Annotated in this window: 13 protein-coding genes; all 13 read left to right on the top strand. The window is 45.2% G+C overall.

What is annotated here, in order from left to right:
* The first annotated feature begins 24 nt into the window (after window positions 1-24).
* Window positions 25-1,236, top strand: coding sequence for an MFS transporter (locus V6984_RS14640; protein WP_342756353.1), 1,212 nt, complete (start codon window positions 25-27; stop codon window positions 1,234-1,236).
* A 111-nt stretch (window positions 1,237-1,347) separates the two neighbouring features.
* Window positions 1,348-2,292, top strand: a complete 945-nt coding sequence (locus tag V6984_RS14635; protein WP_342756352.1) for a hypothetical protein — start codon at window positions 1,348-1,350, stop codon at window positions 2,290-2,292.
* Between the two features lie 29 nt (window positions 2,293-2,321).
* Entirely contained in the window at window positions 2,322-2,900 is a 579-nt protein-coding gene (locus tag V6984_RS14630; protein ID WP_342756351.1) for a hypothetical protein, read from the top strand.
* A gap of 34 nt (window positions 2,901-2,934) precedes the next feature.
* A complete protein-coding gene (locus tag V6984_RS14625) occupies window positions 2,935-3,864 on the top strand; it encodes a diguanylate cyclase domain-containing protein (RefSeq protein WP_342756350.1) in 930 nt (309 codons plus the stop codon).
* Window positions 3,865-4,226: 362 nt separating this feature from the next.
* Window positions 4,227-4,511: a co-chaperone GroES gene (locus V6984_RS14620; protein ID WP_031389488.1), complete on the top strand. Its 285-nt coding sequence runs from the start codon at window positions 4,227-4,229 to the stop codon at window positions 4,509-4,511.
* 35 nt (window positions 4,512-4,546) lie between these two features.
* The gene (gene groL / locus V6984_RS14615; protein ID WP_342756349.1) at window positions 4,547-6,166 is read left to right on the top strand and encodes a chaperonin GroEL; all 1,620 of its coding nucleotides are present in this window, start codon (window positions 4,547-4,549) and stop codon (window positions 6,164-6,166) included.
* Between the two features lie 222 nt (window positions 6,167-6,388).
* The gene (locus V6984_RS14610; protein ID WP_342756348.1) at window positions 6,389-7,141 is read left to right on the top strand and encodes an N-acetylmuramoyl-L-alanine amidase; all 753 of its coding nucleotides are present in this window, start codon (window positions 6,389-6,391) and stop codon (window positions 7,139-7,141) included.
* 72 nt (window positions 7,142-7,213) lie between these two features.
* Window positions 7,214-7,585 carry a VOC family protein gene (locus tag V6984_RS14605; RefSeq protein WP_342756347.1) on the top strand — a complete coding sequence of 124 codons (372 nt, stop codon included), beginning with the start codon at window positions 7,214-7,216 and terminating at the stop codon, window positions 7,583-7,585.
* Between the two features lie 50 nt (window positions 7,586-7,635).
* Window positions 7,636-8,160 carry an adenine phosphoribosyltransferase gene (locus V6984_RS14600; protein ID WP_342760017.1) on the top strand — a complete coding sequence of 175 codons (525 nt, stop codon included), beginning with the start codon at window positions 7,636-7,638 and terminating at the stop codon, window positions 8,158-8,160.
* Between the two features lie 66 nt (window positions 8,161-8,226).
* On the top strand, window positions 8,227-10,551 hold the full coding sequence (locus V6984_RS14595; RefSeq protein WP_342756346.1) for a bifunctional (p)ppGpp synthetase/guanosine-3',5'-bis(diphosphate) 3'-pyrophosphohydrolase: 2,325 nt from the start codon (window positions 8,227-8,229) through the stop codon (window positions 10,549-10,551).
* 26 nt (window positions 10,552-10,577) lie between these two features.
* Window positions 10,578-11,210: an MBL fold metallo-hydrolase gene (locus tag V6984_RS14590; protein WP_342756345.1), complete on the top strand. Its 633-nt coding sequence runs from the start codon at window positions 10,578-10,580 to the stop codon at window positions 11,208-11,210.
* Between the two features lie 291 nt (window positions 11,211-11,501).
* Window positions 11,502-11,846 (top strand): PadR family transcriptional regulator, encoded by a 345-nt coding sequence (locus V6984_RS14585; protein WP_342756344.1) that lies wholly within the window; start codon window positions 11,502-11,504, stop codon window positions 11,844-11,846.
* 22 nt (window positions 11,847-11,868) lie between these two features.
* The gene (locus tag V6984_RS14580) at window positions 11,869-12,984 is read left to right on the top strand and encodes a permease prefix domain 1-containing protein (protein ID WP_342756343.1); all 1,116 of its coding nucleotides are present in this window, start codon (window positions 11,869-11,871) and stop codon (window positions 12,982-12,984) included.
* Window positions 12,985-12,994: the final 10 nt, after the last annotated feature.

Below are 12,994 nucleotides of genomic sequence, written 5' to 3'. Positions count from 1 at the left end.
CTGTTATGATGTAGCTATGAACAGATGAGAAACTGGAGGGGAGTGGCGATGTCCGACAATAAAAAATATACGATAAAATATGCGGCTGTCCAAGGATTCTATTGGGCAGCTTTTTGCTCTTTATTAGGATTTACTGCGATATTCCTGCTGGATAGGGGATACACCAATTCGGAGATAGGAATCATTATAGCTTTGTCTAACGTGGCCGCTGTGTTTTTGCAGCCAATGATCGCGAGTCTCGCAGATAAATATGAGAAAATAACCTTGAAGGGAATCATATGGGTGGGGGCAGCGATCATCTTACTGACGTCGGCGGGGCTTACTATTGGCGTCGGGGCGTCGTTTCTGGTGTCGGCTTTTATTACGTTTTCGCTCATAGGTATCATGGTGATCCAGCCTTTTGTGAATACGATGTCCGTACAGCTGGAGGAAAGAGGGATCTTTATCAATTTCGGAGTATGCAGGGCTTGCGGTTCTTTTTGTTATGCAATGGTATCCACCGTGATGGGGGTCTTACTAAAATATAATCCTACCGCCTTGATACCTTTTTCCGCGGCGATTCTCACGCTGGGTCTGTTTGCCAGCGTAGGTGTTCTGGCAGCACACAAAGGGGAATGGAAAGCGGGGAGATTAAATAAGAAAAAAGATGCGCAGGAAAAGAAAGCGCAAGGCCTGGTCTCTTTCTTGGTATCCCATAAGAAATTTTTTGTTTTCCTAATTGGAATCACGTTTATTTTTTATTATCATGTACTTAGCTGTAATTTCTTATATCAGATTATCGAGAATGTAGGCGGCGACAGCGCGAGTATGGGAGTAGCAAGCTCTATTTCAGCAGTAATGGAGCTGCCGGCTATGATATTTTTCATAAAACTGGTGCAGAGGGTAAGCTGCAAGACCTTGCTTCGGATATCCGGCCTCTTTTTTGCTGTGAAAAGTATCCTGTATTTTATGGCAGGGTCAGTCGGCATGATTTATGCAGCTCAGTTATTTCAGGCGGGAGGCTATGCGCTGTTCATTCCGGCCTCTGTTTATTACGTGAGCAAGCTGCTCGACAGGGCGGATATGGTGAAGGGACAGTCTCTCGTGACGACAGCAATCACGCTGGGCGGGGTGTTCGCCAGTGTGGTTGGCGGAAAGATGCTGGATGATTATGGTGCCGGCATGACACTTTTGGTAGGAGCTGTGGTGGCTGTAATAGGAGTTATCAGCATGAGTGTATCGGTGGAAGATGTCTGAGGCCGTTAACTGCCTTCAAAGAAATGTTAATAGATTATCAATATCAACCGATATACATAAGTATAGAAACAAATGAGGTCAAAAAAGGCGAAAATGGAATAGGGGGATAAAATGCAAACCACAGGATTAGAAGGAACCACAGGCTTTGGCATCGGCGTGGAAAAGAGTAAAAATAGTAAGGAAGAGGCGAAAAAGGAGCAGGGAAATAAAAGCGTTATTTTTGCCGGAGATATAGATGCAATAATGTCTGACCGGGTGGAGAGCAAGCGGGCGCAGGCAAGAAAGCAGGCGGCGAAGGTCATCATGGATCAGTTTGAAAGCGACGAGAAAGTGAGCGACAGCTTAAATGAGATTCGCAGTAAGATCGCCGAGCTGAAGGAGCAGAGAAATGAACTGAACCAGCGAAAAGACAACGCGCTGAAGCGACAGGACAAGCTAAAGGAGACTTACGGTATCGAGGATGAAAGTCAGGAACAGCAGGATCTGGAACTGCTTCGCAAGGCCCGCACCGCACAGAGAAACAATGATTTGGGAAGTTTGAGCGAAGAGGAGCTTGAACGGGTTGCAAACATGGGCGAGCTGACGGAATATCAAAGAAAATCTTTGGCATCGGATGATGTAATAGAAAACTGCGATTCTTTGATAGATGTTATGGATATAGCAATCGCGGGATGCGTCAGTGCGCTTACGGATGCCAAGCTGTCTGTGCTAGAGCAAAAAGGCATGGTAGATGCGATGAATGGAGCGGATAGTATCATTAAGGCGGCTTCCGATGCAATTGTCGGCATGCTTAGGGCGGAGGCTAAGGAGCATATCGATGAGGAGATGGATGAGCTGGTAGAGGCAGCGAAGGAAGCAGATGAGAAGAAGAAAGAACAAGAAGAGAAGCTGGAAGATATAAAGGGAGAGAAGGAAGAACAGGAGGAGATCGTAGAGACGATGAACACCAATGCAGCGATTCAGGATGAACTACAGAAGAAGCTGGATAAAATCTTGAAGGATATGGAGCTTCTGGAAGAGGACTTGAAGGGCCTCATTGTGGACGGGCAGCTATAGAAGGTTTGGAAGGAGGAGGTAGTATATCTATGCTAATGAGCATAAATTTAGATAACAGCATAAGGATGAACACACAGCCGATTCCGGCGGATACGGAGGATGTACGGGCAGCTTTCGGGCAGCAGGTTCTGAACTATGTCTATTGTGAAGGCGCAGGACAAAGCGAAGAGGATAAAGCGAAATATGAGGCGAGAATATATGCGAAGCTTCAGGCGGGGAAGGAACTGACCTCTGCGGAGATGAGTTATCTGGCGAAGAATAATCCGATTCTGTACGCCAAGGCCCTGCGGGCACATCTTATGCGAAAAGCGCTGGAGAACAGACTTCAGGCCTGCCGCTCCAAGCAGGAGGCGGAGACGGTTTATCAGACGGCTGTAAATAGCTTAAGTGATAAAGATCCGGATAAAGAGATGATAATTGCCGCACTCACGGATGCCTATAAGGAATTCAAGAAAAGTGATGAATACAAAAGACTTCCGGAGAAGGCAGAGGAGGAAGGCAGCAGTGAAGCAGTGCAGGGAGAAGTCCGTCATATTTTCAACGTAGACGGATATCAGGAAACTTATAAAACGGATGCTGCGGAGATATCTTTTTCGGCATCCAGGTAGAACGGAACCTTAGGCAGAGGGAGGCGCATATACCATGAATTATGATACAGTTTCTTTTGAAAATAGAATAAAGGAAAACATTAAGAGCTATACGGTTAAAAGTTTATTCACTATTGATTATCTTATGGAATTTTTCAGTACGATTGCCGAAGAATTTGGAGTAGAGATATTGCTGACGGACCGGTACGGTGAGAAGGTGCTGGAGATAGGAGACTTTTCGGGATTTAGCCCCGATGTTATAAATGCGCCCGGTATAGATTTGCAAATCTGCGGGTATACGGTGGGATATTGGTATGTCAGGTATAACAAGGTCGCCGGAGAGAAACTGGCAAACGCAGAGAAACTGTTGGATGCAGCGTTTTCCCTTTTGACCAGGCTGGGAACTGAAACATATATGGGCAGAGAAGCTGTTTCCTATATGGAGAGGATGGATAAGAAGTCTGAGAAGGAGCGCTATCAGGGCGGATGCAATATGAAGGAGGATGTCCTGACGGGAGTATGCAGCAAGGCATATATTGAGAGCAGGATGAACGTGTTGGATCGCTCTGAGGTCGTACCGGTTGCGGTTGCACTTATTAATATTAATGACTGGAAGTTTGTATACGATAAATTCGGAGTGGAAAAGAGCGACAGCCTTATACAGCTCGTGGCTTCCATCGTTATGAATGAAGCGAGGGCAGAATACATCATCGGAAGGATCGAGGGCGATGTTTTTCTCGTGTTGATTCCTATGGCAGAAGAAAACGAGGCGGAGGAATATTGCAGGCGGGTGCAGGAGGCATGCTTGGCTTATGAAGGCGATACCGTGCTGGCACCGTCGGTTGCGGTGGGATTTGTTATTAAGACGAATGTGGAGGAACATATTCAGGATTTGATTTCCGATGCGGAATATGAGATGCTTCAGAATAAGATGGAGATAAAGAGTGCCGTGGGGTATCGGGAGAGATTAGAAAGAGGATTATAGAAAGTTGCGGGGGCAAAGTATTTAGTCGCCAGGGTGTGCGAAGCACACATTTGTTATTGCTTAGGGTATAAATATGACTTTATGATGGCATAATTTTGTTGAGCTGCCATCTTAAAAAAAGGGAAGAAAATGTAATTATAAAATAATTATAAAATAGTTAATATATGTAAAAGGTGAGAAAATGAGAGATAAAAAGAGATAATATGAGAAAAGTGAGAAAATAGAGCGTTTGAGTTCTGTGATTACAGTTGCAAATATGTGCATATAAATCTAATATATGGATTAGTGATTAGCACTCGATAGTAAAGAGTGCTAGTAATTCATAAATTACAGAATGAAATTTGATATAAGGAGGCATTAAAATGAAATTAGTACCATTGGGCGACAGAGTAATTTTGAAACAGTTGATTGCAGAAGAAACAACCAAATCGGGTATTGTTCTTCCCGGACAGAATAAGGAGAAGCCCCAGCAGGCAGAAGTAGTTGCGGTGGGACCCGGCGGAATGATCGACGGTAAGGAAGTTAAGATGGAAGTAAAGGTCGGCGATAATGTTATTTATTCCAAATATGCAGGAACGGATGTCAAGATCGAAGAGGAAGAATTTATCATTGTAAAGCAGAGTGATATTTTGGCAGTTATTCAGTAAAATATAAGGACAAATATTCAGGAGGTTTTAAAATCATGGCAAAAGAATTGAAAAATGGTGCAGAAGCCCGTGCAGCTTTGGAAGTCGGCGTTAATAAGCTGGCAAATACGGTAAGAGTAACTTTGGGACCGAAAGGAAGAAATGTAGTTCTCGATAAATCCTTTGGAGCGCCTCTCATCACAAATGACGGCGTTACGATTGCGAAGGAAATTGAGCTGGAGGATGCCTTCGAAAATATGGGCGCACAGCTCGTAAAGGAAGTTGCTACGAAGACGAACGATGTAGCAGGCGATGGTACTACCACAGCGACAGTACTGGCTCAGGCTATGGTAAATGAAGGAATTAAGAATCTTGCGGCGGGTGCTAACCCGATTATCTTGAGAAAAGGTATGAAGAAAGCTACGGAATGTGCGGTAGAAGCTATTGCGAAGATGAGCTCCAAGGTAAACGGAAAAGAGCAGTTTGCCAGAGTAGCAGCAGTTTCCTCCGGCGATGAGGAAGTGGGCCAGATGGTAGCGGACGCTATGGAGAAAGTATCCGGCGACGGAGTTATCACCATCGAGGAGTCCAAGACGATGCTGACAGAACTGGATCTGGTAGAAGGTATGCAGTTCGACAGAGGATATATTTCCGCGTACATGGCGACGGATATGGATAAGATGGAAGCTGTTTTGGATGATCCTTACATTCTTATTACGGATAAAAAGCTTTCCAGCATTCAGGAGATCCTGCCTTTATTAGAGCAGGTGGTACAGTCCGGCGCGAAATTACTTATTGTTGCAGAGGATGTGGAAGGCGAGGCGCTTACGACTTTGATCGTAAATAAGCTGCGCGGCACCTTCAATGTAGTTGCGGTAAAGGCACCGGGATATGGAGACAGAAGAAAAGCGATGCTTGAGGATATCGCGATTCTTACCGGCGGTCAGGTGATCAGCGAAGAGCTGGGATTAGATTTAAAAGAAACTACGATGGCTCAGTTAGGCCGTGCGAAATCTGTTAAGATACAGAAGGAAAATACAGTAATTGTTGACGGCGAAGGCAATAAAGAAGCGATTCAGGCTAGAATTGCTCAGATTAAAAACCAGATTGAAGAAACAACTTCGGACTTTGACAAAGAAAAGTTACAGGAACGTCTGGCAAAACTGGCGGGCGGCGTAGCTGTTATCCGTGTAGGAGCGGCTACGGAAACGGAAATGAAAGAAGCGAAGCTGCGCATGGAGGATGCTCTTAATGCGACGAGAGCGGCTGCGGAGGAAGGTATCATCGCAGGCGGTGGTTCTGCATACATCCACGCTTCTAAGGAAGTTGAAAAGCTTGCGGAGACTTTGGACGGCGACGAGAAGACAGGCGCTAAGATCGTTCTGAAGGCTTTGGATGCTCCTTTATTCCATATTGCTGCAAACGCAGGTCTTGAAGGTGCAGTAATTATCAATAATGTGAGAGAGTCTAAAGTAGGTATAGGCTTTGATGCTTTGAAAGAAAAATATGTGGATATGGTTGCCGAAGGCATCCTCGACCCGGCAAAGGTAACGAGAAGCGCGCTTCAGAACGCTACCAGTGTAGCATCCACACTCCTTACTACCGAATCTGTTGTAGCGAACATCAAGGAAGATGCTCCCGCTATGCCGGCAGGAGGAATGGGCGGAATGATGTAATCCTGCCCGGGTAAAACGACATCGATATATTGTAGATCAGGAAAACTCTCGATACGGACTTTTCTGATTTTAAGTCTGAGGCTGCAATACCAAAAGGGTTGCGGCCTCATTACTATTCCTCAACAAAAGAGTTTATTGGTATTATTCGGTAGTCATACGTCGATTTTTTTGATATAATCTGTACATATTTCGATATGATAGGGAGTCAAAAAGGGAAGAATAATGAAGGTGATGGAAATGCGAAAAGGGAAAATATTGATTTTGAGTGCAGCACTTTTAGCCGGACAGCTTTTTCTGACGGCAGGAACGGTAAAACCGGAGCAGAAGGCTGAAGATATGAAACTCATTGCTGTGGACGCGGGACATCAGGAAAAAGGAAATAACGAAAAGGAGCCTGTCGGACCGGGAGCAAAGGAAAAAAAGGCGAAGGTCGCAGGCGGCACAAGTGGCGTGGTAAGCGGATTGAAAGAGTATGAGCTGACCCTTGCCGTGTCGCTCAAGCTGAAGGAAGAACTGACGTCAAGAGGTTATGAGGTCCTGATGATAAGAGAGACGAATGACGTGGATATCAGCAACGCAGAGCGTGCGCAGATTGCCAATGAGGCGGGAGCTGATGCCTTTATCCGCATTCATGCGGACGGTTCTGCGAACAGTAAGGCAAACGGTGCCATGACGATCTGCCAGACTGCCTCCAATCCTTACAACGGAGAATTGTACGAGGAGAGCAGAAGTCTGTCGGAGCATGTGCTGGACGGTATGACCGGTGCTACTGAAGCGAAGAAGAGGAATGTATGGGAGACGGATACCATGAGCGGAATCAATTGGGCAGCGGTTCCTGTAACCATTTTGGAAATGGGGTTCATGACTAACCCCGGGGAGGACGCGCTCATGGCCACAGAGGAATATCAGGATAAAATAGCGAAAGGTATTGCGGACGGAATCGATGCGTACTTCGAAGCAGAGCATATTGATTGACTTAATAAAAAATTAATAATATAATGGGATTCGACACAAAAAGCGGGAACACTGAAAGGAATAGAGCCAAATATGAAATTTACATTTGCGCATAATAATTTTAACGTAATTGATTTGGAAAAGTCCGTGAATTTTTATAAAGAAGCGTTAGGGCTTGAGGAAATAAGAAGAAAAAAGGCGTCGGACGGCAGCTTTGAGCTTGTTTTTATGGGCGATGGGACTACGGGACACCAGCTGGAACTGACATGGCTTCGCGACTGGGAAAAGGATAATTATGATTTGGGGGATAATGAATTCCATCTTGCCTTCGTGACGGAGGATATGGATGCCGCTCATAAAAAGCATGAGGAAATGGGCTGTATCTGTTTCGAAAATGCGGCGATGGGAATTTATTTCATAAACGATCCAGACAATTACTGGATTGAGATTGTTCCGGCGAAATAAGACGGACTTAAAAATTTTGGATGACGAAAGCAGAAATGGAGACGGAAACGATGAAGCAATTGGAAGAATATGTGAGGAGTATCCCGGATTTTCCGGAGGAGGGCATTATTTTCAGAGATGTGACAAGTGTTCTGCAGGATGCGGACGGACTGCAGCTTGCTGTAGATACCATGCAGGATATGGTAAAGGATTTGGAATTCGACGTGGTAGTAGGACCGGAATCGAGGGGATTTATTTTCGGAACACCCATCGCATATAATTTGAAAAAGCCTTTTGTACTGATTCGGAAAAAAGGAAAGCTTCCTTGTGAAACGGTGTCCATAGAGTACGAATTGGAGTACGGAACGGCAACCATAGAGATGCATAAGGATTCCATCAAACAGGGGCAGAAGATTCTGATCGTGGATGATCTAATCGCTACGGGCGGAACGACGGAGGCCATGATACGTTTGATCGAGTCGTTAGGCGGAGAAGTGGTAGGAATCGTCGTTATGATTGAACTGGCGGGACTTAAGGGCCGGGAAAGATTAAAGAATTACAGATTGGAATCTGCGATTTGTTACGAGGGAAAATAGGGGCTGTTTTAAAAGTATTGGGTGAAAATTGGATATAATTCATTAAGAATATGGCCGGTGATGAATATGACAGAAGAAAAGAAACAGATGACAACCGATATTAGCGAGATGGTTTTCGATGACGGAAGGATTGAAGCCATTCAGGAATTTCAAAGTCCTGAGCAGTTGTTCCAGGACCTTATTTTCCGTGTGCGCAAATATCATCCCTCCGATGATATATCGTTGATTGAGAAGGCTTACAAGGTAGCCTATGATGCCCATAAGGATCAGGTCAGAAAGTCTGGCGAGCCATATATCATTCACCCTTTATGCGTAGCGATCATACTGGCGGATCTGGAGCTGGATAAAGAGACCATCGCCGCAGGGCTGATGCACGATGTGGTAGAAGATACCATTTTGACGGAAGAGGAGATCGAGCGGGAGTTCGGTTCGGACGTAGTGCTTTTGGTAGACGGCGTTACTAAGCTGCAGCAATTGCAGCTTACGGGAGACAATGAAGGCAAGACTCCGGATAAGTTGGAGATTCAGGCGGAAAACTTGCGCAAGATGTTTCTTGCTATGGCAAAAGATATCAGAGTCATTTTGATCAAACTCGCGGATAGGCTGCACAATATGCGTACTCTGAAGCATATGCCTTCCGAGAAGCAGCAGAGGATTGCAAGGGAAACGCTTGATATTTATGCGCCTATTGCGCAAAGGCTTGGTATTTCTAAGATAAAGGTGGAACTGGATGATTTATCCCTGAAATATCTGGAGCCTGAAGTATATTATGACTTAGTGGATAAGATAGCCATTCGCAGAAGCGAGCGGGAAGAATATATCCAGGGTATTGTAAACGAAGTTATGCAGCATATAGAAAACGCCGATATCAAGGCACAGGTGGACGGCCGTATCAAGCATTTTTTCAGCATTTATAAGAAGATGAAGAATCAGGATAAGACCATCGATCAGATCTACGATTTGTTCGCGGTCAGGATTATCGTTGATACCGTGAAGGACTGCTATGCGGCCCTGGGCGTTATTCACGAGATGTATAAGCCCATTCCAGGGCGCTTCAAGGACTATATCGCTATGCCTAAGGCCAATATGTACCAGTCTCTTCATACGACTTTAATCGGTTCCAACGGCCAGCCTTTCGAGATACAGATACGTACCTATGAAATGCACAAGGCGGCGGAGTACGGTATTGCCGCCCATTGGAAATATAAGGAAGCCTCTGACGGGAAGAAGGCGGAGGAGCGGGAAGAAGAGAAGCTCGTATGGCTCAGACAGATTCTGGAGTGGCAAAGGGATATGTCCGACAATATGGAGTTTATGAATCTGTTAAAGAGCGATTTGGATCTGTTCTCTGACAGCGTTTATTGCTTCACACCCACGGGTGATGTTAAGAATCTTCCGGCCGGCTCTACCCCTATTGATTTCGCATACAGCATCCACAGTGCGGTAGGAAACAAGATGATTGGCGCGAGAGTGAACGGTAAGCTTGTAACCATAGATTATGAAATTAAAAACGGTGACCGAATCGAGATTATGACCTCTCAGAATTCCAAGGGTCCCAGCCGCGACTGGCTGAATGTAGTAAAGAGCACGCAGGCGAAGAGCAAGATCAACCAGTGGTTCAAGAATGAGCTTAAGGAAGATAATATCGTTAAGGGCAAGGAACTTTTGTCGGCCTATTGCAAGGCAAAAGCGATTAATACCATAGATATTATGAAGCCTGAATATATGAATGCCATTATGAAAAAGTACGGCTTCAAAGATTGGGATTCCGTCTATGCCGCCGTGGGACACGGCGGCTTGAAGGAAGGTCAGATCATCAACAAGATGCAGGAGCTTTACGATAAGGCGCATAAAAAGGCGCTGACGGACGAAGATGTGCTGGCTTCCGTTGCTGATGGCAATTATCAGAAAAAAGCGCAGGCCAAATCAGGGAGCGGCATCGTAGTAAAAGGAATTCATGACGTGGCCGTGCGTTTTTCCAAATGCTGCAGTCCGGTTCCCGGAGATGAGATCGTCGGCTTTGTCACTCGCGGAAGAGGAGTGTCTATCCATCGGACGGATTGCGTCAATGTTATTAATATGCCCGAGATGGAAAGAGTGAGGCTTATCGATGCGGAGTGGCAGCAGTCCACAGAGGAGATTACCGGCGAGAAATATTTCGCGGAAATCAGGATATTCGCCAATAACAGAAGCGGTCTTCTTGCGGATATATCCCGCGCGCTTACGGAGAAGAACGTGGATATTTTATCTATGAATACAAGAACGAGCAAGCAGGGACTTGCAACCTTATCCACTTCCTTTGAAATAGGAAGCAGGGAAGAATTGAATCGAATTATCGATAAAATAAGAGGCGTTGAAAGTGTTATTGATATTGAAAGGACTACCGGCTGAGCCGCGAAAGGAGAAGGATTAACGGAATGGCGAATTTGAAAATAGGGCGTATGGTGCTCGGTATCTGTCAGACCAATTGTTATTTTTTATACAGGGAAGGCAGCGGCGATGCAATATTTATCGATCCGGCGGATTCCGGAGATTATATTTATGAAACCTTGAAGGAAAAAGGTTTTCAGATAAAGGGAATTCTTCTGACTCACGGACATTTCGATCATATATGGGGAAGTGAAAGGCTGCGGGAGCTAAGCGGAGCGAAAATATATGCCTATAAGGAAGAAAAGGCTCTGTGCGAGAACTCTGTAAATAATGTATCCGAGCAGGCGGGGCGCGCCTATACGGTAGTGCCGGACGAATACTTGGAGGATGGGGCACAGATAACCATAGCGGGGATGACATGCAGGCTTATCGCTACGCCCGGTCATACGATAGGAGGCTGCTGCTATTATTTCGAGGAAGATGGCATACTCATAAGCGGAGATACGCTCTTTCAGGAATCGGTGGGGAGGACTGATCTGCCCACAGGGAGCATGAGTACGCTTACAAGGTCCATAAAAGAAAGGCTGTATGTTCTGCCAGGTGAGGTTAAGGTATATCCGGGGCATGGAGAAACTACGGAAATAGGCTGGGAGAAGAAATATAATCCTTTTTGCCAGTGAGATAAATAGATGGAATAAGAGGAAGAGTCTTGGAACGTTCTGAGGAATGTTTCAAGGCTTTTTTATTATCTTATAGGAAAGTGCTCCTATAAGATAAAAGCCCTTCGGGCAGAATGCGCAGCTTCGCGCGCAGAACAAAAGCCCTCCGGACAGGAGGCGCATGCCGCTTAAGAGGAAGATGTCACTAAAGTGACAGCGCGTCAGCGCTAGAGTCTGACAATCATCCATTATTTTATTATTGACAATAGTGTGTAATATACACTATAATGTAATATACAGGAGGAGAAAGCTATGGGAGAACTGAATGAAATATTATCATCGCTGACTTTGGAACTTAGAAGAGGTACTATCGTACTCAGTGTCCTCAGCCAGCTGAATGAGCCGCAATACGGTTATACCCTTGTTAAAAGCATGGAGGAGAAGGGTGTAAGTATAGATACGAATACGCTGTATCCGTTGCTCAGGAGATTGGAGAAGCAGGAACTGCTCGTAAGCGAGTGGGAAACTGACGGAAACAAGCCGAGGAAATATTATAAGAGAACTGAGTTGGGCAATGTAGTGTATGAGAAGCTGGCGGCACAGTGGAGAGAAATGACGGAAAGCATGAATCGTTTATTGGAGCAGGGAACCATTTAGAGGCAGGAGACGAAATAAGTCTGTGGGAAAGGATGATAGTAATATGGTGAAAGAAAAGGTATCGAATGAATTGATAGAAAGATACTTATACGATGTGGTACGGCGTTTGCCGGAGAAACAGAGAGATGATATCGAACAGGAGCTTAGATCCTTGATCGAGGATATGATAGAGGAACGGGAGGGCAGCGGAGAATTGAGCCGTGAGGAATGCGAAAGAGCGGTACTTACCGGGCTTGGAGATCCGGCCAAGATGGCGAGAAGCTATCGGGGAGACAAAGAAGGGCTGATCAGTGGGGAATATTATGACAGATATTGCTACATTTTAAAAATTGTTCTTATCTGTGCCGGAGCGGCAATTCTTTTTTCGGATATTATTTCTGCGATGGTCCATGTAGTGAGTGATGAAACATTGGATATTATATCGGGAATGGGCTACGCTTTGAATGAAGGTTTATTAAGCAGCAGTACATGGTGGAAGGTATTTGATATAGGAATCACGCTGCCTTCTGCACTTTTGCAGATTTTCGGCGTTATAACACTGATTTTTGCCCTTATGCAAAGATACCATGTGAAGCTGGATTTGTCGGGGGAGGCATGGTCTGTGGAAAAGCTTCCTCAGATTCCGTATAAGAAGGCAATGATAAGCAGAGGCGAGAGTGCGGTAGGAATCGTTTTCGGCGTGCTCGCAATTATTCTCTTTGCTTATAGCCCCCAGCTTATGGGAGCGTGGGTAAGGCAGGGAGAAGAGATGGTATCGATCCCGCTGTTTAATTTATCTATCTGGGGGAAAGTGCTTCCGTTCTTTATTATCAGTGTTATGGCAGGTATCATCAGTGACTTCGTGAAGCTCGTGGCAGGGAGGTATAACTATCGGGTAATGGTGACGACCATTGTAATGGATATTATAGGTTTTATTATGACATTTATCTTCATGAAGGTATTGCCTATATGGAACGTAGATTTCATGCAGGCATTGCAGAGGGAGACCGGAATAGTCTTTTCTTCAGAGGGAGATTTGCTGATTTATTTTAATACAGATTCCCTCATCAACGGAATCGTAATAGTGATTCTCTTCTTTTTTCTGCTGGATATAGCGACTACGGTTTATCATACGGTTAGATATGGTAATAAGAATTGAGTTAAAATGG

This window comes from Kineothrix sp. IPX-CK, from assembly GCF_039134705.1.
Taxonomy (GTDB): Bacteria; Bacillota; Clostridia; order Lachnospirales; family Lachnospiraceae; genus Kineothrix; species Kineothrix sedimenti.
This window is presented reverse-complemented; position numbering and strand designations above follow the sequence as displayed.

What these genes read in the sequence shown, in the direction of transcription:
- V6984_RS14610 (WP_342756348.1), top strand. Translation starts at nt 6,389, where the DNA reads ATGAAGGTGATGGAAATGCGAAAAGGGAAAATATTGATTTTGAGTGCA.
- V6984_RS14640 (WP_342756353.1), top strand. Translation starts at nt 25, where the DNA reads ATGAGAAACTGGAGGGGAGTGGCGATGTCCGACAATAAAAAATATACG.
- V6984_RS14585 (WP_342756344.1), top strand. Translation starts at nt 11,502, where the DNA reads ATGGGAGAACTGAATGAAATATTATCATCGCTGACTTTGGAACTTAGA.
- V6984_RS14620 (WP_031389488.1), top strand. Translation starts at nt 4,227, where the DNA reads ATGAAATTAGTACCATTGGGCGACAGAGTAATTTTGAAACAGTTGATT.
- V6984_RS14630 (WP_342756351.1), top strand. Translation starts at nt 2,322, where the DNA reads ATGCTAATGAGCATAAATTTAGATAACAGCATAAGGATGAACACACAG.
- V6984_RS14635 (WP_342756352.1), top strand. Translation starts at nt 1,348, where the DNA reads ATGCAAACCACAGGATTAGAAGGAACCACAGGCTTTGGCATCGGCGTG.
- V6984_RS14625 (WP_342756350.1), top strand. Translation starts at nt 2,935, where the DNA reads ATGAATTATGATACAGTTTCTTTTGAAAATAGAATAAAGGAAAACATT.
- V6984_RS14595 (WP_342756346.1), top strand. Translation starts at nt 8,227, where the DNA reads ATGACAGAAGAAAAGAAACAGATGACAACCGATATTAGCGAGATGGTT.
- V6984_RS14590 (WP_342756345.1), top strand. Translation starts at nt 10,578, where the DNA reads ATGGCGAATTTGAAAATAGGGCGTATGGTGCTCGGTATCTGTCAGACC.
- V6984_RS14600 (WP_342760017.1), top strand. Translation starts at nt 7,636, where the DNA reads ATGAAGCAATTGGAAGAATATGTGAGGAGTATCCCGGATTTTCCGGAG.
- groL (WP_342756349.1), top strand. Translation starts at nt 4,547, where the DNA reads ATGGCAAAAGAATTGAAAAATGGTGCAGAAGCCCGTGCAGCTTTGGAA.
- V6984_RS14605 (WP_342756347.1), top strand. Translation starts at nt 7,214, where the DNA reads ATGAAATTTACATTTGCGCATAATAATTTTAACGTAATTGATTTGGAA.